This is a genomic window from Methylophaga sulfidovorans (assembly GCF_900114205.1).
Lineage (GTDB): Bacteria > Pseudomonadota > Gammaproteobacteria > Nitrosococcales > Methylophagaceae > Methylophaga > Methylophaga sulfidovorans.
The window spans coordinates 1-20,285 of record NZ_FOSH01000017.1; the positions used below are offsets into that span (position 1 = coordinate 1).

A 20,285-nucleotide genomic window follows, 5' to 3' on the forward strand; every position below is an offset into this window, starting at 1 on the left:
AAACCTCAGAATGTGTTATTCCACAGCGACCAGGGTAGCCAATACAGCTCTCGAAAATATCGGCAACGGTTATGGCGCTATCGCATGACTCAGAGCATGAGCCGACGTGGTAACTGCTGGGATAATGCGCCCATGGAGCGTTTGTTTCGGAGCTTTAAGGCTGAATGGCTGCCGAGACTGGGGTATCGAAACATAAGTGAGGCAATGCGTGATGTGAGCTATTACCTGATGAATTATTATAACTGGCAACGGCCGCATCAATTTAACGATGGATGTCCACCTGCAAAGGCGGAAGTTCTGTCTAAACCCGTGTCCGGAATTAGTTGACCACTACATACGGGCTAAGTTATAGAGAAACTGGAACATATACTTCTTATTTATGGAAAAGGTTTAAAAGGTTAGTTTTACCAGTCTGGTTATTTTTAACTGGATATTTCCTTAGTGTTTATTTTGTTAATAATTCTGATACCCAAGTTAATATAAGAACAATTTTTGATTCATTTACACTATTAGGAGGCATAGGCTATGTTTGGATTATTCGTGTTTTTCTGATCGTTGCTTTGATCGCGCCTTTTATATACAAAATTAATAAAAACATAGATTCAATACGTTTATTCTACCTGTTTGTTCTAGTCGCTGTTTTTTCTTGGGAAGTTCTTCGATACATATCTTATGGTTATATCAATCATGGTTTTCTCAAATATATTGCGTTGGTGACGCATTACGCAATACCTTATGGTTTAGTGTACTTACTAGGGCTAAGAATGCTGGTGATGAGTAATCGGGCACTTGTAGTTACGATTTTAAGTGCCTTATTTATATTGGTTACTTATGGAATTATTTTATATCTAAAAGAAGGACATGTTGTCTTAACACAGGCAATGAAATATCCACCTTCAGTTTATTACCTTTCTTATGCAATTTTTGTTTCGGCCCTATTATGGCTTTTCGCTGAGAGAATATTAAATGTAATTAGCTATCTACGATTTGAAAATATTATGCTTTTTATTTCTCAAAACTCGATATGGATATATTTATGGCATATACCTTTCATTAAATATTTAGATACAAATTTTGTGGCAAAGTATGGATGTGTGTATATAGGTGCAACTTGTATAGCTTTTCTACAAGTATGGATAGTAAGTAACGTACTTATTCCAAAAGTGAGAAATAAAACAACAATCAAGAATATAAAAATGATATTAACGGGTTAATTGTATAAGAAATTATGACTTCAAATCATTGTTCAAACTTGGTAGCAATTTAATGGAATCGATTATAAAACATGAAATAACTTTGTTTGATTTTTTGAGGGGATGGGCGGCTCTTTTTGTGTTTTATCATCATGCAGCTATTTTGGGGGCGGGCCCGTTTTTTTAAGTGGCCGTATTGGACAAGAGGCTGTTAATGCATTTATGTTAGCGTCGGGCTTCTTAATTTATTTCCAAGCATCTATTAGTAAGAGCTACGAGGGAATGACGACTTTCAATGGTGTTAAAAACTTCTATATAAGAAGATATTTTAGGATAGCCCCTGCATATTATGTTGCATTAATAGTTACATTATTTGTTGCTGGTTATCTTGGAGAAGCTAGGGAAGGAATTGCACAGATTCTGCCTCATACAATGACTAGTATGGAAAGATATTATATAGAACAGCCTATAAAAAACTTATTTTTTCATCTTTCATTCGTTTTCGGGTTACTACCAGAGTATGCTTTTAGTACGCCATTACCAGACTGGAGTTTAGGTTTGGAAATGCAGTTTTATTTGATTTTTCCAGTCTTATTTATTTTTTTGCGTAAGCACTTTCTTATTTTTATTATCCTTTCTATCTTAGTAATGCAGGCCATTCTGAGAATTTCATATCACTTTGATATTCATTATCCAATGCCAAGTTTTTTACCAATAAAGTTTCATAATTTTGCTGCAGGTATGATTCTCGCGCATTTATTATTAGAGGGAAAAAATTACTCACGTATCTACTCTATATTCTTAGTTTTGATCACCGCGTTGATTGCTTATAAACTCAACCGAACATTACATATTTCAATATTGTTCTTATTTTCTTGGTGGTGGGTATGTGTACCGCATAATGAAAACAATAGGCTAATTAAGACAATTGCAGCTATTTTCAGACATAACTCTTCAAAGTTTCTCGCTGATATATCTTATTCCATTTATATTTTTCATCTGATTTTTATGTTGCCATTTTTTGCCGTGGCTTTAAGTAACGGCAAACTCGACAATAGCGAATGGATGATATCCACAACAGGATTATTTGTTGGTGTAGCGATTATTGCCTTTTTTGTATATAGGTTTATTGAATTAAAAGGTATACATTTTGGCAAAAGCCTTGAAAAAAGAACTCAATGATATGAGTTCTTTTTCATAATTCACATTTAGTTAACCAGACTTTGTATTGGTGATGGTATACGGCCGCCGAGGCGGACAAAACGGTTTTCATGGCTTCCCATATTGACGGCCATGACTGGACCTTCACCTAATAAACCACCATAAACAACATGATCACCTGCTTTTTTACCTGGTGCAGGTATAAGGCGTGCTGCAGTGGTTTTTTTGTTGATAACACCAATAGCCATTTCATCTGCAATAATGGCTGAAATCATTTCTGCAGAGGTGTCGCCAGGTATTGCCACCATATCAAGTCCTACAGAACATACGGCTGTCATGGCTTCCAGTTTTTCTAATGATAAAGTGCCATTCACTGCTGAATCAGCAATAGTTAAATCTTCACAAACCGGAATAAAGGCACCACTCAGCCCACCGACATGTGAGCTGGCAAAGGCGCCGCCTTTTTTAACGGCATCATTCAGCATAGATAAAAAGGCAGTACTGCCTGGTGCGCCTATCGCCGGTAAACCAATAGCCTCAAAAATCTCACCGACGCTATCGTTTTTATTTGGTGTCGGTGCCAGAGACAAATCGACAATACCAAACGGTAAACCTAATAACTGAGCGACTTCGCGGCCAACTAATTCGCCAGCCCGTGTGAGGCGTGCTGCGGTTTGTTTGATGACATCGGCTGCACGGCTTAAGTCCATACCATCTTCTTCTTTGAGTGCACGCTCCAGGGCCGCTTTGACCACGCCAGGACCACTGACACCCACACTCACAACAGCATCGGCTTCACCTATGCCAAGATATGCACCAGCCATAAAAGGGACGTCTTGCGGAATATTAGCAAACACAACCAGTTTTGCTGCTGCCAGGCCATCATCTTTTGCTGTCATCTCAGCGGCTTGTTTGATGGTGACGCCCATATCTTTGATGGCATCCATATTGATACCGGCACGGGTGCTGGCGACATTGACTGAGGAGCAGACGCGTTGGCTTTCGGTTAAGGCTTGAGGAATGGCATTTATGAGAGCTCTGTCACCATGAGTCATGCCTTTTTCCACCAGAGCAGTGAATCCACCAATAAAGTCGATACCCAACTCAGCGGCAGCTTTATCAAGAGTAAGTGCAATTTCCACCATTTGATCAGAATTGAAAGGGGCAGCAACCACACCGATAGGGCTGATAGAGATCCGTTTATTAGCGACTTCGATACCGTAGCGTCTTTCAATACGATGACAAGTACTGACAAGATTGCCTGCAATACGGGTGATTTTGTCGTAGATTTTACGTTTAAAGGTATTAATGTCATCACTGACACAATCAGCCAGACTGATCCCTACGGTCACAGTACGTAAATCCAGATTCTCTTCACGTACCATTTGTAAGGTAGAAATAATGTCTTTGGGATTAATCATTTTATGTCCTGATTTGAACGGGTAAGAATATAACGGCGATTAATTAAGTATATTGCTTACGGAATCAAAAATTTTACGATGTTGCACACTGACTTCCAGATCCAGTCGTTGTGAGATTTCTACAAACGCATCACGTAAATCATTCATGATCGTGGCTTTAGGTACATCAATTTCAAATACCATCAAATTATCCATAGGGTTTTTACCCCCCTTGAAAATGGCTTGCATATTGGTGATATTCACACCGTGTTTATAGAGTTGTCCAGCCACTTCAGCCACAATGCCCTGACGATCTGGCCCAATGACCGTCACAATATAGGGTTGAACCTCTGGTTTATTTTGATACCAGTCGGAAGCTTCTTCATTCCATGGATGTACACGAATAAACAGTCCCATGTTATTGCATGCATTTTCTAATGCTGTCTGAAGTTCTTCCGCTTTTTCATCATGGGGAACATCAACAAGCAGCAGGGCGCCGAATACTGAATTGAGAAGGGTCTGACTCAGGTTTTCAATATTGCCATTGCGCTGATTAATCACATCTGCAATAACGGCCATAATTCCAGGCTGATCACTTCCCAGAACAGAAATTAATACTTTATTCATTTTTCACCTTAGAGATGTTTGCAGGATCGAGCGTGTTATATGATCGCAATATTATTGATCATAAACAAATACAAAAATGCCGGGATAAGTCCCGGCATCAAAACACTTCGATTTTGACGTGATGCCGTGACATCAAACGGCATCATACTCCTTATTAACGCTTGGCAATAATCCATACTGCATGAACAATACCTGGAATATAACCAAGAATAGTCAGCAGGATATTCAGCCAGAAAGCACCACCAAAGCCGACTTGTAGGAATACCCCAAGTGGTGGCAACAAAATAGCAATCAGAATTCGTATTAAGTCCATAATAACTCCCTTTTATTGATAGTTGTTTTTCTCAGTATGATTGAAACAATGCCGTCCAGATTAAGCTGATAATCCAACCGACAAAGGCTACCGCAAGGCCAATCATTGTGACTAATATGAGAATAATAGCGATATTTTCCAGCAATGTTTTACGATACACCTGCCGGGGTTGTTGCTCATACTCGCTAAGTAGAGCGACATTTCTCCGGTTCGCTTTCCAGACAAAATCAAAAACATCACCGATGACTGGAATAGCACCCAAGGTGGTATCAATTAACATATTGATAGCCATTTTTAACAAAATTGTTTTTGGGGCTCCTATCTGATGAGCCTGATAAATAATGACACTGGAAAGCAGGCCACCAATAAAATCACCAAAGCCAGGAATAAGGCCGATAAAGCCATCAGCACCGATTTTATAGCCACCCGGTAAGGTAATAGATTCATCTAAAAACCAGCTGAGTCGGTGTATAAAGCGTTTTCGATTATTCATTTATCTCCACCTTTAGCCTCTGGAACAACCACATTCAGACTATCGCGTTTGAAACGGTATTGTAATGGTGGTCTGAGTTTGATTAATTCTCCATCTACAGCCACAGTCAGCGATTTCTTACGTGAGCGCAGAGTCACTTCCACTTCATCAATAATGGCATTATCGACAAGCTTGGCTTTAGTTAAGGGATCAATTCCCATCAACATGGCACTAAAAACGAGTTTGATGACTGACCAGCTACTGTGGCAACGAATAACGATAAGGTGCAGACCTTCACGACCATCGGGTTTAACCTGGCCTACTGATGGGATTTGAAGATCGCGCTCACCAACACCAACAAATACTAGCGGTGTTTTGATTTTTTGTTCATTCAGAATAATGTGAGTATGACGAAAATGATAGAGCCTTCTGATACCCGCCAATATGCTGGCCGTCATATATTGCATCTTTCGTTCGAGATATTCACGGGTACGAACAAAAGTCACATAGGCACCAACGGAGCTTGTGTTAAGAAATATCTGATTATTAACATAAGCAACATGGGTGCTGGCTACCTTACCGTGCATAGCAAGTTCGATTGCTGATGAGATATCGGTCGGGATGAGCAAACGCTGGGCAAAATGGTTGAGCGTGCCACCCGGAATAATCGCCATTTCTGTCTCAGTGTCCGTGAGTATTCCAGCGGCTAAAGCCAGCGTACCATCACCACCAGATACGATAACGCGTTTATGTCCATCATCAATAGCGGTCTGAATAGCCACTTGCATATCAGAGGCTAATAGCGTGTGGACAGTAATATCGTCTCGTCCTGCTAAGCTATTTATAACAGCCTCGGCACTGCCAGCATGTTTATTCACAAAAACGGGTATTTTGAGGGCAGGGGTTTCGCCCTGATTATGTTTCATACCATTGCCCGTTCTTGCGATGAAAAGCCTGTGATTGTGATAGCTGAAATTCACCTTGGTGCCAATGGTGACGGGCAATAGTTAAACTGTGTTTGTCACCTTGAATAAGGTTAAAACTATTTGGGGTGTCTGGTAGAAGTCTGTCCGATGTTGTGGTGCCAGCATGAGAGATAATCATGCCATTCATCACATGACAATAATCGAGATGCACATGGCCACTGAGTATGACATCAAGACCACTGCCTTTAAACGAAGCCAATGCGTGATCGCGACCACCAATTAGATGCCGTGCTTCATATTGTGGTGGTAACCAGAAGGGGTGGTGGGCGACAAGCAGTTGCAGTTGATCTTGAGGTGCATGACTTATCTGCTGCGTTACGTGCTGTATTTGGGAAGGGCTGATTCGCCCTCTGGACCAATCCATATAAAAACCGGCTTTTCTGGCGGTGTTAATGCCAATAAGCTGGTAATTCTCAGCAGAAAACTGAGACTCTAAGTCAGACTGAATCCATTTTTTCCAATTACGCCATGGCCAAAAAAAACGTTCCACAATCCGGAATGTGCTCAGGTCGTGATTACCAGGAACAATAAAATAAGGTGTCTTGAGAGAGTTAAGAAAGTCGGCTGCTTGCTGATATTCTTTTGATGTTGCACGTTGGGTCAGATCACCACTGATAATAATCATTTCAGGCGTTAAAGTGCGAATACTACGTCCTAAGCCTTCTAAGACATCAGTCAGAATACGTCCAAAGTGTAAGTCGGATATATGTAAAAGTGTTGTCATAGGAGGCTAAGCACTAGTTTGTTGGTTTAATCATGATGTTTGACCAATCCATGCGTTTTGAGTTGTTTAACCGCTGATTCTTGAGATAGCAAGGCGATCAATTCAACGGGTTCCAGTGTCTTTTCCAGTTGTTGTAAAGAGGATGCATGTCTGATTTTCCACTCAGCCGTCACTGTCGGGGCGTGGAATTCATCGGTCTTCGGAGCATCGATTAACGGTAATTGAGCCAGATGCCATTTACAGAGTCCGGCATGTTGATCCAGAGAAATAAGTGGCGAATGAACAGGTTCTTGAGGAGGCGTCTTTTTGATCTGTTCAAGTAGACTTTTTACGATGGCGCTTGGGCGTTTTTCTTCTGGTGCCCGCAGCATACCAAAAATCGTAAAAGGTCTTGCCCGCTTGGCTCCTCCACTTAACCATGAGAGAGGAATAGACAACATAAGTCCGCCGGATATAGGTAATAACCAATAAAACATTTCGATGCTTAAGCTATAAGAAATACCTGCCAGAATAAAACCAAACAGAGTATGCCCACGATGTGCACGGGTCACTTGTCCTAAACTCAGGGCGCCATCATCACGCGATTGAGGGTTCCAGCCACTATCTCTACCCATAAGGATATGACAGACCACGCCAAACTGAGCAACCATCAAAATGGGTGCATAAAGTGCTGACATGAGGGTTTCGAGCAGCGTGCTAAACGTCAGCAGAATTGGTCCACCAAATTGTTTGCAACGCCGCCAGTTTACTAAAGCGGCAAACCAGCCAAAGAATTTCGGTGCCAGAACAATCGCCATAGAGACTACAAATAAATCGAGTGCCCGCTCAGCATCAAATACTGGCCAGAGAGGGAAGAGTGATGGATTAGCAAAATATTCGGGGCGAACGAACTGAGCCTGAATAGCAATGGCCAAACCGACCATGATTAATGATAACCAGAGCACGGCACTTAGGTATGACATCATGCCAGAAAAAATATGCAGTCTGGTTGGGAAAGCTAAATCATGAGCGAGCAAAATACGACCGTGTTGCAAGTTACCCTGACACCAGCGACGGTCACGCACAATTACATCGGTTAATGAAGGCGGTGCTTCTTCATAAGAGTGCTGAATATCGGTGTCGAATCTGACTCCCCAGCCGGCACGACGTAATAAAGCGGCTTCAATAAAGTCATGACTGAGGATATGACCACCAAAAGGAGCTTTACCCGGCAATATCGGTAATGAACACGATTCAGCAAAAGCCCGGGTACGGATAATCGCATTATGTCCCCAGAAGTTAGAAGACAGACCATGCCAGGCAGCCAGACCTTCAGCATAAATAGGGCCAAAGCAATGATTGGCAAATTGTTGTAACTTACCATACAGGCTGCTGGCACTAATCAGGGTGGGTAATGTCTGGATTAGGCCAACACCGGGGGCTGCTGCCAGTCTGCGGGATAATGTCAACATGCTTTGTGCACTCATCAGACTGTCAGCATCAAGCACGATCATGGCGTCATAAGCGCCGCCCCAGTTAGTAACCCAATGTGCGATATTACCTGCTTTACGTTCCTGATTATTGGCACGGCGACGATAATAAACAGGGCAGTCCTCATGCTGAGATTCAAATAATTCAATAAACGCTTTTTCTTCTGCGAGCCATGCACCTGCCTGATTGGTATCACTTAAAATAAAAAAGGCATATTTGCCTGGCGCCAGTTTTAATAAATCCTCACGCATCGCTTTTATGGCTGCCACAATCCGGCCGGGCTCTTCTTTGTAAACAGGAAATAATATGGCTGTTTTAAATGTTGGGTTGGTCTCGGCTTTTTTGATAAGTCTTGGTTTAAGGTTAATTAAAAAACCTAAGAAAGCCTGTGAGAAGGCAAATGATATCCAGATAAAATTCAGACTGAATAAAAATAAAAACACCCACTGCAATGAGGTAATGCTATTAGTGCTGAGCACACCGTGCATTTCTCTAATGCCATAGCCGGATAAGCCGACTGTTACCAGTAAAATAAATAAGCGAGATAGAGTCGTGCTTAATGAATAAAAAAAGGAGTGTGTGTGCTGACGTAATGCATGACCACGTTCATTAACACGATGACGTGGCATATCCAATGGCGCGTGTTCGGGCAAAACTTTGTGTGCTTTCATTATTCGCCTGTAAATAGACTTGGCTTAATCCAACGGTAAAGCCATGTTTCACTGATAGGGGTATCTTTGTTCATTAACTGCAAACGCAACTCAGCAATGTCTGCATCTTCGGGATTGAAGGTTAAAAATACTCGTGCACCATTGATATTGGGATTAGCAATCAGTTTTGTTTTCACGATCTTGCCATGATTGCTGGACGCATTAACACTAAGGGTTTTCAACTGTTCATCATTAATGTTACTAAAGTCGATAATCATGACTCTGTTGCCATCGTCTGCTGGTTTTCCTTTAGCGCTACGTACAATTTTTGTTTTGCCTGACATGGGGTTGATATCATTCAACCAGATAAGACGATAGTTGTAATTGAAAGTCTGACCTTTCTTTAAACCACCTTCGGGACGCCAGTAAACCACGATATTGTCATTGCTATCAGCATTGGAAGGAATTTCAAATAGTTGAACCTGGCCTTTACCCCAATCTTCAATGGGCTCTACCCACAAAGAAGGACGAAGTTCATAATGCGCGTGCAGATCCTGATAATTCACAAATTGGCGATCACGCTGAATGAGACCAAAGCCTTTCGTGTGTTGATCCATAAACCCACTTATTTGCAGTGAGTTAGGATTATTAAGTGGTCGCCACAAGTGTTCATTATTTCCCGTAGTAATAGCCAGTGCTTGTGAATTATGTACTTCTGGCCGGTAATCAGGTGATTTTGCAGGCACCATTCCACCATGTAAAAACATGGAAGTCAGTGGGGCTAAACCGATGTGTGGGATATCAACGCGTGGAAATAAAGTGACTTTGACATCCATATGAGTAGGATCGTCAGGGTAAATCCCAAACCGGTATGCACCGGTGACACTTTTACTGTCAAGCAAGGCATGAACTACAATTGCTTTTTGCTCTCTGCCTGGCCGCTCAATCCAGAAGTGGGTGAACATCGGATGCTCTTCACCTTTTGGCTCTGCCACATCAATAGCCAGACCTCTGGCAGAAATGCCATATCTCTGACCTTTCGATACAGCTCTAAAGTAGCTGGCTCCCTGAAAAATAATGAATTCATTTTTATCCTGAGTATTATTTAGAGGGTAGTGAAGACGGAATCCGGCATATTTGCCAACTTGTGCAAGGGCTTTTGCTATTTCCGGATTAGGGACTTTGAACGAAGATTCTGTGACATTAATCGGTACACTTTTTCCGCTTTCCACAATATCAATATTTACCAGATTCTTATATAAAAAACCGGGTGCAAATAGCTGAATAGAAAAGGGCGAGGGTGAGTTACCCCAGATAGCAGCATGTTGCTGGAAGTGGATTTTCTGATAGGTCTTGGCATCCAGTCGGGTAAGTGAAATGGGTGCTTGCTTGGGAAGCTTATAGGGCTTTTTCGCTAATTTCTTGGCTAGATCAAGGACTGTTTGATGACTGAAATTTGTCTCTTTTACATCTTGTGGCGATGCCATACTGGGCATAGCAACAAAAAGTAGAAAAGTACAAAGGCCTGCTTTGATAAACACAGATATAGACGGATATGGATGATTAACAGTCATCACGCTGTCTTGTCTCCTTGATGAGATAACCTGAATACTAGTGGCGCATCAACTGATGTGTGAATTTACTTATGACTGTGGAGTATTCTCCACGACATAGAATTCAATGCAATGTCATAGGTTAAAGTCAGTCAATTATTTCTGCATCTGCTGCCAGGGCATCAACTAACTGTTGCATATCATCAGGTAAATCAATTTGCCATGACACTTCTTCCCCAGTCGTTGGGTGAATAAAGCCAAGTAAACCGGCATGCAGTGCTTGTCTGCGGAAATTCTGAATAACTTCACGGCAGTTATCAGTCATGCCTTTTGCTTGTTTAAACCGGCCTCCGTAGACAGGATCCCCTAAAAGAGGATGTCTGATATGTGCCATATGTACACGGATCTGATGAGTACGACCTGTTTCAAGCTTGCACTTAATTAAAGTATGCGCACGATAACGTTGTTCTACACGATAGTGTGTCACAGATGGTTTTCCTGTTGCACTCACAGCCATTCTTTTTCGATCAATACTATGACGACCAATAGCTTCATCAACAGTTCCGCCTGCTGTGAACACGCCACAGGCGACAGCCTGATATTCACGTTTGACTGAACGTGCTTGTAGTTGAGACACCAGCGAGTTATGAGCCGTTAATGTTTTGGCGATCATCAATAAGCCGGTTGTGCCTTTATCGATACGATGCACAATGCCAGCGCGAGGAATATTAGCTAATTGAGGTGTATGGGCCAGTAAAGCATTGACCAGTGTGCCCTGATGATTTCCCGCCCCGGGATGTACGACCATGCCGGCAGGTTTGTTGATAATGATGACATCATCGTCTTCATAAATGATATCTAAAGCGATGGTTTCTGCCTGCCAGCTTTCATCCTGCACTTGTAGTTCAGTACCGATAGTGACTTTCTCGCCACCCTGAATACTTTCTTTAGGTTTGAGTATTTGTCCATTGACCAGAACGTCACCTGCTTTCAGCCACTTTGTCAGTTGTCCGCGTGAATATTCCGGAAACATTTTGGCAAGCGCCTGATCAATACGCATACCGATTAATTCGTCTGGAATGATATCTTCTAATTGAATTTTTTCTGACATGGAAACTTAGCTGATGATTAAAGAGACATTATAACGTAGGCTTATAACTGGCGTTGAAATATGGAGACAAAAATGCGTTTTTCTTATTTTATATTGGCTGGGATCATGTTGATTTCAATTCATACCGCACAGGCTGATCCCCGTAATGTTGCATTATTGGCATCTGCATGCGCTGTTTGTCATGGTACAAACGGTCATAGCCAAGGTGGTACACCGAGTCTTGCAGGCTTAAATAAAGATTACTTTATTCAGCAAATGCTGGCTTTCAAAGACGGACAGCGCGATGCGACTGTAATGAGGCAGCATGCCTCTGGCTACACTAAGAAAGAGATTCGCTTATTGGGCCAATATTTTTCAGAACAAAAGTAATCAACGAGGCTGGCATTGGCTGCAGAAATAAGTGGCTCTTTGTGCCTGTCTGATACTAGTTATCGGGGTGTGGCAGCGTAAACATGCTTGTCCTTCCCGCCCATAAGCATGCAGTTCTTGTGCAAAATAACCTGGATTGCCATCACTTTTTCTGAAGTCACGTAAGGTTGTTCCGCCGGCGAGCAAGGCTTTTTCTAACACATTTTTGATGGCATCGACTAATTCAGCGAGTCGTTTTTTACTGATCTTTCCGGCAGGAGTTGTCGGGTGAATACCCGCCATAAAGAGGGCTTCATTGGCGTAAATATTACCGACGCCAACAACTACTTCGCCATTCATAATAAATGTTTTTATAGGGCTGGTCCGGCCTTTGGCACGTTGGTGTAGATAGCTGGCATCAAAAGCATCTGATAATGGCTCTGGCCCTAGATGAGTAATAAGTACATGACGATCATAAGACTCTTCTGTCCATAAGATGGCACCGAAACGGCGGGTATCGGTAAACCTCAGCACATAACCATTATTAAAAAAGATATCAACATGATCATGTTTATTGATGTTGTCATCATTATCGAGAACACGTAAACGTCCGGACATACCCAGATGGATAATTAAGGTGCCTGTGTCGCAGTGTAAGAGCAAGTATTTTGCCCGGCGCTCTATGGTATGCACAGTTTGATCTTTGACAATGGTTTCCAGACCTTCAGGAATCGGCCAGCGCAATCCCCGGTGACGCACCACCATTTTGCTTATGGACTGGTTTTCAATAAAAGGTTGAATACCACGTCTGGTGGTTTCGACTTCTGGTAGTTCAGGCATAGTTGCTTAATTTGTTTGAGTAGTTGTATCAGGCAACAATTGAGTACTCATTGCCATAGGGAAAATATATTCTAAACCTAAATCTGGATTAACCAGTGTGAAGTTATTCGCTGTAGTTTGCAGGATAAGAGAAACAGGCTGTTGCTGGCCCTTGAGCCACACTTTTATTTGCGGACCAGGCAATGCAGCTAATGTCTCTTGTGCGAGTTTTCTGACCTGAGTAGCGTAGGCAAACTGCCAGCTATCGATCAGTATTTTCAATTGATCAGCGGTTAGTTTTTTATCATCGCTATGCCATTGTCCATCGACATTAGCAATCTGCAGAATATCTGAATTATCCAGCGAGTGAGGAAGACTGATTTTCTCAATCGTATTATGTTCAGAAATCAGCCTGTTATCAATAAAACTATCGGCATTGGCTGTTAATAAGGGAGTGACATCATCGTCAATCAGGTAAATCATATGCTGATAAAGGACATAACGACGTTTACTAATCGACTCTACATCACCGAAGGCAAAACTCTCATTATTCATACTGACAATGACAGTAGGTCTATCCAAACCAAACTGGGCAAGTGATGCGGTATCCATTGGCTGAAATTCACCGTGTACCGGCATTTTTAACAGACTCAGAATAAGATTAATGCGTGTCTGACTAGCGGGAGCAGGGTAAGGCGACATCAGTTGCCAGGGCGTATTATTACGTATCAGTTTGATATCATTTTTTTGACGTTGCTGGATATCGATCGTGTTGATATCAGCTGGGTTTAAAGAGGTTAATAAATGGACTGAGTTGTTGTCAGTATCTTTGTTAGTACTATGCTGAGAAAACCAGAATAAGCCGACGACTAATAACAACAAAATGAAGTTTGTAAAATAGCTGCTTTTCATCGACGTTTTCTCCGCCACCACAGCGTTAGACCAATAGTGAGAAGGAGTAATGGCACAGCAAACAAAAAGCCAAAACCAATAATAATAGATTGTGTTTTTGATAGGGTCAGCTGTGTGCCGATACTGGTTTTTATCGGAATAGAGATAAGGCCATCATCTTCAACTAACCAATTGATAATTGCCATACCTAAGTCCAGATTGGCAGCGTTACCGATATAACTATTAGCCACAAAGTCAGCATCACCAATAACTGCGATGCGTTGTTGCTGGCCATCATCTTTGTCTTTGTCACGGTCCATTAACATGCCGAGTGAAACGGGACCAGACACATCAGCGCCTTCATTATATTTTTGCTGGCTGAGATTTGCTTGCGTGATAGGTGTTGATTCTACCCAGGCATTAGGCTGACTGTTCAGCAAGTTGATGTAGTGCCATGGACTCTCTGTGTTCTCATCACGTTTTTGTATGGCCGTCGCTTCTGCCAATAAGGTCACGTTTTTCACTGCTTGTCCGACAGGATGATTAGCATAATCAGTAATCAGAACAAATCGGGGATCCTGAACTCCCAGCATACTGGAATTAGGGTCAAGCACTGTGCCAGGTATAAATTCAATGCCTAATTGTTCAGCCAAAGGGGCTAATGATTTTGTTTGAGTCGGGTCAGCTAACCACAAAAGGTTGCCGCCTTTGTCTAAATATTCGCGAACGATATTGATTTCACCTGGTAGCCAGTCTTTTTCTGGGCTAGCAATTACTAAGGCTGCTGTATTGTCTGGAATATCGGGTGTTTCCAACAGATTCTGTGAACGGATTTTAATACCCTGACTCTCTAAGTTTTTCGCCAGTGTGTCGAGACCAAAATCACTTTTGTCATAAGGGCTTCTCTCACCATGGCCTTCAATAAATACTAGCCAGGGTTGCGATTGTCTGGAAACAGTAACAATGGCATTAGTCAGTGATTGCTCGGAAAGATCAAACACATGCTGTTTTTGTTCGCCACGGCTTACCACCATTTCACCTTGCTGCTGGATATTAAATTGTCTGACTATATCTGGTGAAAAGCTGGGGTCAACAAACTGGACTTTCAGTTTATCGCTGTGTCGTTGATAACGTTGTAATAATTCAACGATAGCTGAACGATACTCATAGTCAGGGCTAACAAAGACCTGAATAGTGAGGTTGTCTTTTAAATTATCGAGAATATTGACACTGGTATCAGACAAGGTATGCCGATGATTTTGAGTCCAGTCAAACTGTTTATTAGTTGAAATAGACAATTGACTCAATAAGACAACGGCAGCAATTAATAATGCATAGAAAATAACTTGCTGAAAACGAATAAGGTGTTGTGCGCGTTTGGTGATTTTCATTAGTCTAAACGCTCTCTATCCAGGCGGCGGACAGTCAGTAATAGAAAAGCAAAAATAATGAGTAAAAAGTAGCTGATATCTTGAGTATTAATCTGTCCCTGCATCATCGGTTCAAAATGCTTTAGTAGCGATAACCAGCTAAACAGGGAAAATTCAGTAGTACTGTGACTTGCCCAATCAATGATCCAAAACAAAAATAAAATCGCGAAGGTACTAATGGCCGCTATGGTCGGTTGTCTGGTGAGGCTGGACATATAAATACCGACGGCACTGAAGCTGGCCACTAATAAAATAAGCCCGAGTACACCGGAGCTTAGCTGATAAAAATCCAATGTAGTGCCAATGGCCAATGAACTAATCATTAATACTGTGAGTAATGTCATTAACAGGAAGAAGGCTAAAGTCCCGAAGAATTTTCCGATGACGATATCAAACATGCTCAAAGGAGCAGATGAAAGCAGGGGCAATGTCTCGTTGCGCCTTTCTTCTGCAAAGGTACGCATTGTTAATAAGGGGCTGATAAGCAAAGCAATAATAGCGGCATTACTCAGCAGCGGCATAGCAATGAGTTCTGTCACTCCGGGGGCACCCGGAATGGCGGAAATTCGACTCTGGATACTATTGAAATAATCCATATGTGTTAAAAACAGATAAGCCAGCAATAACTGGCTTAACGCCAATATTACCCATGCCAGTGGTGATAAGAATAAGCGATGTAATTCATTACGAGCGATGTTAAACATGGGCATCTTCTTCACGAATAATTTTCATAAAGACATCTTCTAAAGAATGCTGTTCTGGCATTAATGACGTTAATGGCCAGTTATTTTCAACCGCATTTTTTAACAGGGCCTGGGTTGGGTTCTGTTCAGGTAGATAAGACAGTCTGAAATGCTGTTCATCGATCTTTTCTACATTATTAACGCCATTAATTGCATTCAGTGCTTGTGTATCGATTGGTTGTGAAAAGCCGACCAGAATAGCGGTTGATTGCATTTGCTCGGTTAGCATTTGCAGGCTGTCATTAAACAATAACTGTCCTTTTGAAATGATTTGCACCCGGTCACATAACATTTGCACTTCTGGCAGGATGTGGGTGGACAGAATGACGCTGTGTTCATTAGCAATATCACGGATAAGTTGACGTATCTCGCGGATCTGAATCGGATCAAGTCCTGATGTGGGTTCATCCAATATCACTACTGCAGGTGCATGAATAATCGCTTGAGCAATACCAACCCGTTGCTGAAAGCCTTTAGACAAATTGGCAATCAATCGTTTGCTGACGTCGGTCAAGCCACAACGTTCAATCACGTTATTTACAGCTGTTTTTTGCTGCTTTTTTGCGATGCCATTCAGGCGGGCACAGAACTGCAGGAATTCAGTGACGGTATGCTCTTTATATAAGGGTGGGGTTTCGGGTAAATATCCGATGCAGGCTTTAGCCTGTTTAGGGTTATCCAGTAAATCAATGCCATTGATAATTATCTGACCATTATCAGGGGCAAGATTCCCGGTCAGCATCCGCATAGTGGTACTTTTTCCAGCGCCATTGGGGCCTAAAAAACCCAGTACTTCACCTTGTTTGATATTAAAGCTGACATTATTAACCGCCAGCGTGTCGCCGAAGAAACGGGAAAGCTCTTTTGCTTCGAGTAGGAGTTTGGAATCAGTCATTAAAACTAAATTGTATCAAGAGTAATTGTGGCCCAGTGGTTGGCTTCAATATAAGCATTGTTCATCTTTTCCAGTGATGGTCCGCTCTCAGCTATCTTACTCCAATGTCCTTCGCAGTAATTAATGATGCTGTTTAGTAGTTAGCCTTTTATACCACCACGACTAATCAGAGCAAGGTTTGATTCATTACTGAGCGGAATTGATTTAACAATTTCGTCCATAGGTTTTGTCAGCATCATATCAATAGTTGAAAACAGGCCCAATAAAATCCTGCATCAGGATTACAGCGTAAATTCAGGCGCTATCTTTTCAGCCATTTTTGCTCTGACCAATGTCACATGAATTAGTTCTGTTGGTCCGGGACTCATTTCACTCATCACAATTAAGCTTGTCCAGGTTTTTATGGATTTTAAACCTAAGGTAACAAGGCCTTCACGCAGCGAGTTTATATGTCTTGGAACCCCTATTGCAGCAGTTAAGTAACCGTAATAATTTCAAACTAATACCGGGATTCTGACGAATGATAGCTTCTATCGTTTTAAATTCAATATCAGCGTTCTGTAATTTACCTAATAACTCAACAAACTTAAGCTTATTATCAGGAATGGGTTTATCTTTAATGATTTCGGGGCGGCAGAAAAATTGTATATCACAGCTTATAAAAAGGAGTGATCATAATAGTGAGAATTCGGATATAAAAAAACCCGCATGAGCGGGTTTTTCTAAAATAATGTTGTGAGCAACATTATTTGATTTTAGCTTCTTTATACATAACGTGTTTGCGCACAACAGGATCAAACTTTTTGATCTCTAATTTTTCAGGCATGGTACGTTTGTTTTTATCTGTGGTGTAGTAGTGACCAGTACCCGCAGATGAGACTAATTTAATTTTATCGCGCATGTCTTACTCTCCTAAATTTTTTCGCCACGGGCGCGGATGTCAGTAAGGACGGAATCAATCCCTCTCTTATCGATGATGCGCAGACCATGGTTGCTGACACGCAGCTTAACCCAGCGATTTTCAGACTCAACCCAAAAACGGTGTGAGTGAAGGTTGGGTAAGAAACGACGTTTTGTTTTGTTATGAGCGTGTGAAACATTGTTACCGCTCATTGGGCGCTTGCCCGTTACCTGACATACTCTGGCCATTTTGAAACCTGCTCCTGATACACTTTTACCACAGGGCGCCGATTTTGGTCCCTGCCTGCATTTACAAAGCCGTACTTTATACCATATAAGACTATAGAAGTGTAGTGTATATATACTACATTCTTTTAGAGGCCCATACTGCTGAGTTTCTCGCTCAACATCTCTTTTGAGACACTACCAATTTTGCGCATAACAACATCACCATCAGCGGAGTATAAAAAGTGAGTAGGGGTAACCCGCACATTATTAAACGCGTCTGCCAGTTCACCCGTTTTATCCCAACTAATCAGATAGGGGATTTGCTTTTCAAGTCGCATTGCCAGTAAGTGTTCAGGTTTATCGTGTGCTAAAGCGATACTGACAACAGCTAAGCCTTTAGGTGCGTATTCTTTATAAATGGCTTTGAGTTCTGGTAACTCCTGCACACAGGCAGGACAATCCGTCGCCCAGAAAATAACTAATACTGGTTTACCTTTAAAATCCTCAAATGAATGTGTTTTGCCATCCAAGTCAGTAAAGGTTTGTTCTGGTAGTCCTTGTTTTGTCTGCACGACATTAAAAATAAGTACTGCAATTATCGCAAGAACGATGACGCCAATAGCGGGTTTTATAAACTGTGTCATTTGAAGTTAAATCGTTAAAGTTAGTTGGCCAAGTGCTTCTGTTAATTTGAGGTTTTCTCGATAATCAACAGGGCAATCAATGATGGTCACTGTATCTCTTTCTAATGCTTCTTTCAGAATCGGCATCAGTTGCTCTGTCTTCTCAACTCTGACACCGACAGCGCCAAAAGATTGCGCATACTGAACAAAATCCGGATTGGTGAATTGTACATGACTGGTTCGACCAAATTGATTTTGTTGTTTCCACTCAATCAGGCCATAACTGGCGTCGTTCCATATCAGAATAACAATACCAATATGCAGTCGCATGGCAGTTTCGATTTCTTGTGAGTTCATCAAAAATCCGGCATCACCAGTTACCGCAACAACTTTGCGTTGAGGATTAGCTAATTTAGCGGCAATAGCGCCTGGCACAGCAATGCCCATACTGGCAAAGCCATTCGATATGATGCAGGTATTGGGATATTCACAACGGAACATCCGTGACATCCACATTTTGTGAGCGCCAACATCACAGATCACGATGTCCTGTAAATCCATCGCAGTACGTAAGTCCCAGATGATTTTCTGTGGCTTAACCGGAAACTCCAGATCATCACGATGCATATTCATCTCAGTGATCAGGCTATCACGCAGAGTACGCATAGCCTTGCCTTGATGAGGTGTTGTTAGGGCTGCAACTCGATTAAGGCTATGTCGAATATTACCAACAACAGCCAGACTAATACTGTAATGTCCATCCACCTCAGCATGGGTTGTATCGATATGGATGATGGTGCGGTCACGTGATGGATGCCATAAATAAGGGTGATATTCCACAATATCGTAACCAATACAGATAATCACATCGGCATTTGCAAAACCGCAGTTGGCATAGTCATTCGATTGCAGACCAACACTACCTAAAGCCATTGGATGACGGAAGGGCACCACACCTTTTGCCATAAAGGTATTGGCAATGGGAATGCCTAATTTTTCAGAAAATTCAGCCAATTCATTGCAGGCATTAGCACGAATAACACCATTTCCGGCCAAAATAATCGGACTTTTTGCATTAGAAATCACTTCTGCCGCACGTTCTATTTCTTCTGCAGCAGGTTCCGGTGCGGAAGCATTTTTGACACGTAATGGCACATCATCAATTTCCATTTCCGCAATATTTTCTGGAAACTCAATAAAGCAGGCTCCGGTTTTTTCTGTTTGAGCGACTTTAAATGCCTTACGAACCACTTCTGGAATGACTTCAGGGCTGACAATACGTGAGGCGTATTTGGTAATCGGTCGAAACATCGCTTCCAGATCCAGCACTTGATGCGACTCTTTGTGGAGACGATGTGTCGACGCTTGCCCTGCAATAGCAATTAAAGGGGCGTGATCCATATTAGCGTCGGCAACACCAGTAATAAGATTGGTCGCGCCTGGCCCTAAAGTGGCAATACAAACACCGGCATTACCAGTAAGACGACCATAAACATCGGCCATAAAAGCGGCGCCTTGTTCATGACGTGTGGTAATAAACTGGATATGTGAATCCAGCAAGGCATCCATTACATCCAGATTTTCTTCACCTGGAATGCCAAAAATATATTCAACGCCTTCATTTTCAAGCGCTTTGACAAATAGCTCTGCTGCTTTCATCGAGCGATTTCCTTATACCCTGTTTGATTTGAGCTGCAAGAATAACAGATATAGTGATACTCAGGCGTATACAAAAAAGGGGCTGTTAG

General features: G+C 42.0%; 22 protein-coding genes. 4 read left to right on the forward strand and 18 right to left on the reverse strand.

Annotated features, from left to right (window positions below):
- The 3 genes from BM232_RS12550 to BM232_RS12560 all read left to right on the forward strand — a co-directional run.
- The coding region (locus tag BM232_RS12550; protein ID WP_143092295.1) for an integrase core domain-containing protein at positions 1 to 327 on the forward strand (327 nt) is incomplete at its 5' end.
- Positions 324 to 1,214, forward strand: a complete 891-nt coding sequence (locus BM232_RS12555; RefSeq protein ID WP_091715282.1) for an acyltransferase family protein — start codon at positions 324 to 326, stop codon at positions 1,212 to 1,214. The genes BM232_RS12550 and BM232_RS12555, both read left to right, overlap by 4 nt.
- 102 nt (positions 1,215 to 1,316) lie before the next feature.
- Entirely contained in the window at positions 1,317 to 2,375 is a 1,059-nt protein-coding gene (locus BM232_RS12560; RefSeq protein WP_091715285.1) for an acyltransferase family protein, read from the forward strand.
- Positions 2,376 to 2,401: 26 nt separating this feature from the next.
- Here BM232_RS12560 and BM232_RS12565 read toward each other — a convergent pair whose 3' ends face one another.
- The 9 genes from BM232_RS12565 to rluD form a co-directional block, all read right to left on the reverse strand.
- The gene (locus BM232_RS12565) at positions 2,402 to 3,775 is read right to left on the reverse strand and encodes a PFL family protein (protein ID WP_091715288.1); all 1,374 of its coding nucleotides are present in this window, start codon (positions 3,773 to 3,775) and stop codon (positions 2,402 to 2,404) included.
- Positions 3,776 to 3,814: 39 nt separating this feature from the next.
- Positions 3,815 to 4,381, reverse strand: a complete 567-nt coding sequence (locus BM232_RS12570; protein WP_091715289.1) for a glycine cleavage system transcriptional repressor — start codon at positions 4,379 to 4,381, stop codon at positions 3,815 to 3,817.
- Between the two features lie 154 nt (positions 4,382 to 4,535).
- Positions 4,536 to 4,694, reverse strand: a complete 159-nt coding sequence (locus BM232_RS12575; RefSeq protein ID WP_007146542.1) for a YqaE/Pmp3 family membrane protein — start codon at positions 4,692 to 4,694, stop codon at positions 4,536 to 4,538.
- A 31-nt stretch (positions 4,695 to 4,725) separates the two neighbouring features.
- Positions 4,726 to 5,187 (reverse strand): DUF4112 domain-containing protein, encoded by a 462-nt coding sequence (locus BM232_RS12580; protein ID WP_091715292.1) that lies wholly within the window; start codon positions 5,185 to 5,187, stop codon positions 4,726 to 4,728.
- Complete coding sequence (locus BM232_RS12585; RefSeq protein ID WP_091715295.1) at positions 5,184 to 6,092, reverse strand: diacylglycerol/lipid kinase family protein; 909 nt, start codon at positions 6,090 to 6,092, stop codon at positions 5,184 to 5,186. Before BM232_RS12585 ends, BM232_RS12580 begins: the two co-directional genes overlap by 4 nt.
- Complete coding sequence (locus tag BM232_RS12590; protein ID WP_091715298.1) at positions 6,082 to 6,876, reverse strand: metallophosphoesterase family protein; 795 nt, start codon at positions 6,874 to 6,876, stop codon at positions 6,082 to 6,084. The genes BM232_RS12585 and BM232_RS12590 overlap by 11 nt, the downstream gene beginning before the upstream one ends.
- Before the next feature lie 26 nt (positions 6,877 to 6,902).
- On the reverse strand, positions 6,903 to 9,017 hold the full coding sequence (gene mdoH / locus BM232_RS12595) for a glucans biosynthesis glucosyltransferase MdoH (RefSeq protein WP_091715300.1): 2,115 nt from the start codon (positions 9,015 to 9,017) through the stop codon (positions 6,903 to 6,905).
- Positions 9,017 to 10,570 carry a glucan biosynthesis protein G gene (locus BM232_RS12600; protein ID WP_245752945.1) on the reverse strand — a complete coding sequence of 518 codons (1,554 nt, stop codon included), beginning with the start codon at positions 10,568 to 10,570 and terminating at the stop codon, positions 9,017 to 9,019. Before BM232_RS12600 ends, mdoH begins: the two co-directional genes overlap by 1 nt.
- A gap of 127 nt (positions 10,571 to 10,697) precedes the next feature.
- Positions 10,698 to 11,660 (reverse strand): 23S rRNA pseudouridine(1911/1915/1917) synthase RluD, encoded by a 963-nt coding sequence (rluD, locus tag BM232_RS12605; RefSeq protein ID WP_091715306.1) that lies wholly within the window; start codon positions 11,658 to 11,660, stop codon positions 10,698 to 10,700.
- 72 nt (positions 11,661 to 11,732) lie between these two features.
- Between rluD and BM232_RS12610 the strand changes: the two genes are divergently transcribed.
- Positions 11,733 to 12,029: a c-type cytochrome gene (locus tag BM232_RS12610; RefSeq protein WP_091715308.1), complete on the forward strand. Its 297-nt coding sequence runs from the start codon at positions 11,733 to 11,735 to the stop codon at positions 12,027 to 12,029.
- Here BM232_RS12610 and mutM read toward each other — a convergent pair whose 3' ends face one another.
- The 9 genes from mutM to BM232_RS12655 all read right to left on the reverse strand — a co-directional run bounded on the left by mutM (position 12,030) and on the right by BM232_RS12655 (position 20,196).
- Positions 12,030 to 12,848, reverse strand: a complete 819-nt coding sequence (mutM, locus tag BM232_RS12615; RefSeq protein ID WP_091715310.1) for a bifunctional DNA-formamidopyrimidine glycosylase/DNA-(apurinic or apyrimidinic site) lyase — start codon at positions 12,846 to 12,848, stop codon at positions 12,030 to 12,032. It abuts the gene before it with no gap.
- Between the two features lie 6 nt (positions 12,849 to 12,854).
- Positions 12,855 to 13,739: a DUF4340 domain-containing protein gene (locus BM232_RS12620; RefSeq protein WP_091715313.1), complete on the reverse strand. Its 885-nt coding sequence runs from the start codon at positions 13,737 to 13,739 to the stop codon at positions 12,855 to 12,857.
- The gene (locus tag BM232_RS12625; RefSeq protein WP_091715316.1) at positions 13,736 to 15,109 is read right to left on the reverse strand and encodes a GldG family protein; all 1,374 of its coding nucleotides are present in this window, start codon (positions 15,107 to 15,109) and stop codon (positions 13,736 to 13,738) included. The genes BM232_RS12620 and BM232_RS12625 overlap by 4 nt, the downstream gene beginning before the upstream one ends.
- On the reverse strand, positions 15,109 to 15,852 hold the full coding sequence (locus BM232_RS12630) for an ABC transporter permease (protein WP_177207332.1): 744 nt from the start codon (positions 15,850 to 15,852) through the stop codon (positions 15,109 to 15,111). Before BM232_RS12630 ends, BM232_RS12625 begins: the two co-directional genes overlap by 1 nt.
- The gene (locus tag BM232_RS12635; protein WP_091715321.1) at positions 15,845 to 16,786 is read right to left on the reverse strand and encodes an ABC transporter ATP-binding protein; all 942 of its coding nucleotides are present in this window, start codon (positions 16,784 to 16,786) and stop codon (positions 15,845 to 15,847) included. Before BM232_RS12635 ends, BM232_RS12630 begins: the two co-directional genes overlap by 8 nt.
- A 745-nt stretch (positions 16,787 to 17,531) precedes the next feature.
- The gene (rpmG, locus tag BM232_RS12640) at positions 17,532 to 17,687 is read right to left on the reverse strand and encodes a 50S ribosomal protein L33 (protein WP_007146528.1); all 156 of its coding nucleotides are present in this window, start codon (positions 17,685 to 17,687) and stop codon (positions 17,532 to 17,534) included.
- Positions 17,688 to 17,698: 11 nt separating this feature from the next.
- On the reverse strand, positions 17,699 to 17,935 hold the full coding sequence (rpmB, locus tag BM232_RS12645) for a 50S ribosomal protein L28 (RefSeq protein ID WP_007146527.1): 237 nt from the start codon (positions 17,933 to 17,935) through the stop codon (positions 17,699 to 17,701).
- Positions 17,936 to 18,060: 125 nt separating this feature from the next.
- On the reverse strand, positions 18,061 to 18,558 hold the full coding sequence (locus BM232_RS12650) for a TlpA family protein disulfide reductase (RefSeq protein WP_091715324.1): 498 nt from the start codon (positions 18,556 to 18,558) through the stop codon (positions 18,061 to 18,063).
- A 6-nt stretch (positions 18,559 to 18,564) separates the two neighbouring features.
- Positions 18,565 to 20,196 carry an acetolactate synthase large subunit gene (locus BM232_RS12655; RefSeq protein ID WP_091715327.1) on the reverse strand — a complete coding sequence of 544 codons (1,632 nt, stop codon included), beginning with the start codon at positions 20,194 to 20,196 and terminating at the stop codon, positions 18,565 to 18,567.
- Between the last annotated feature and the right edge of the window lie 89 nt (positions 20,197 to 20,285).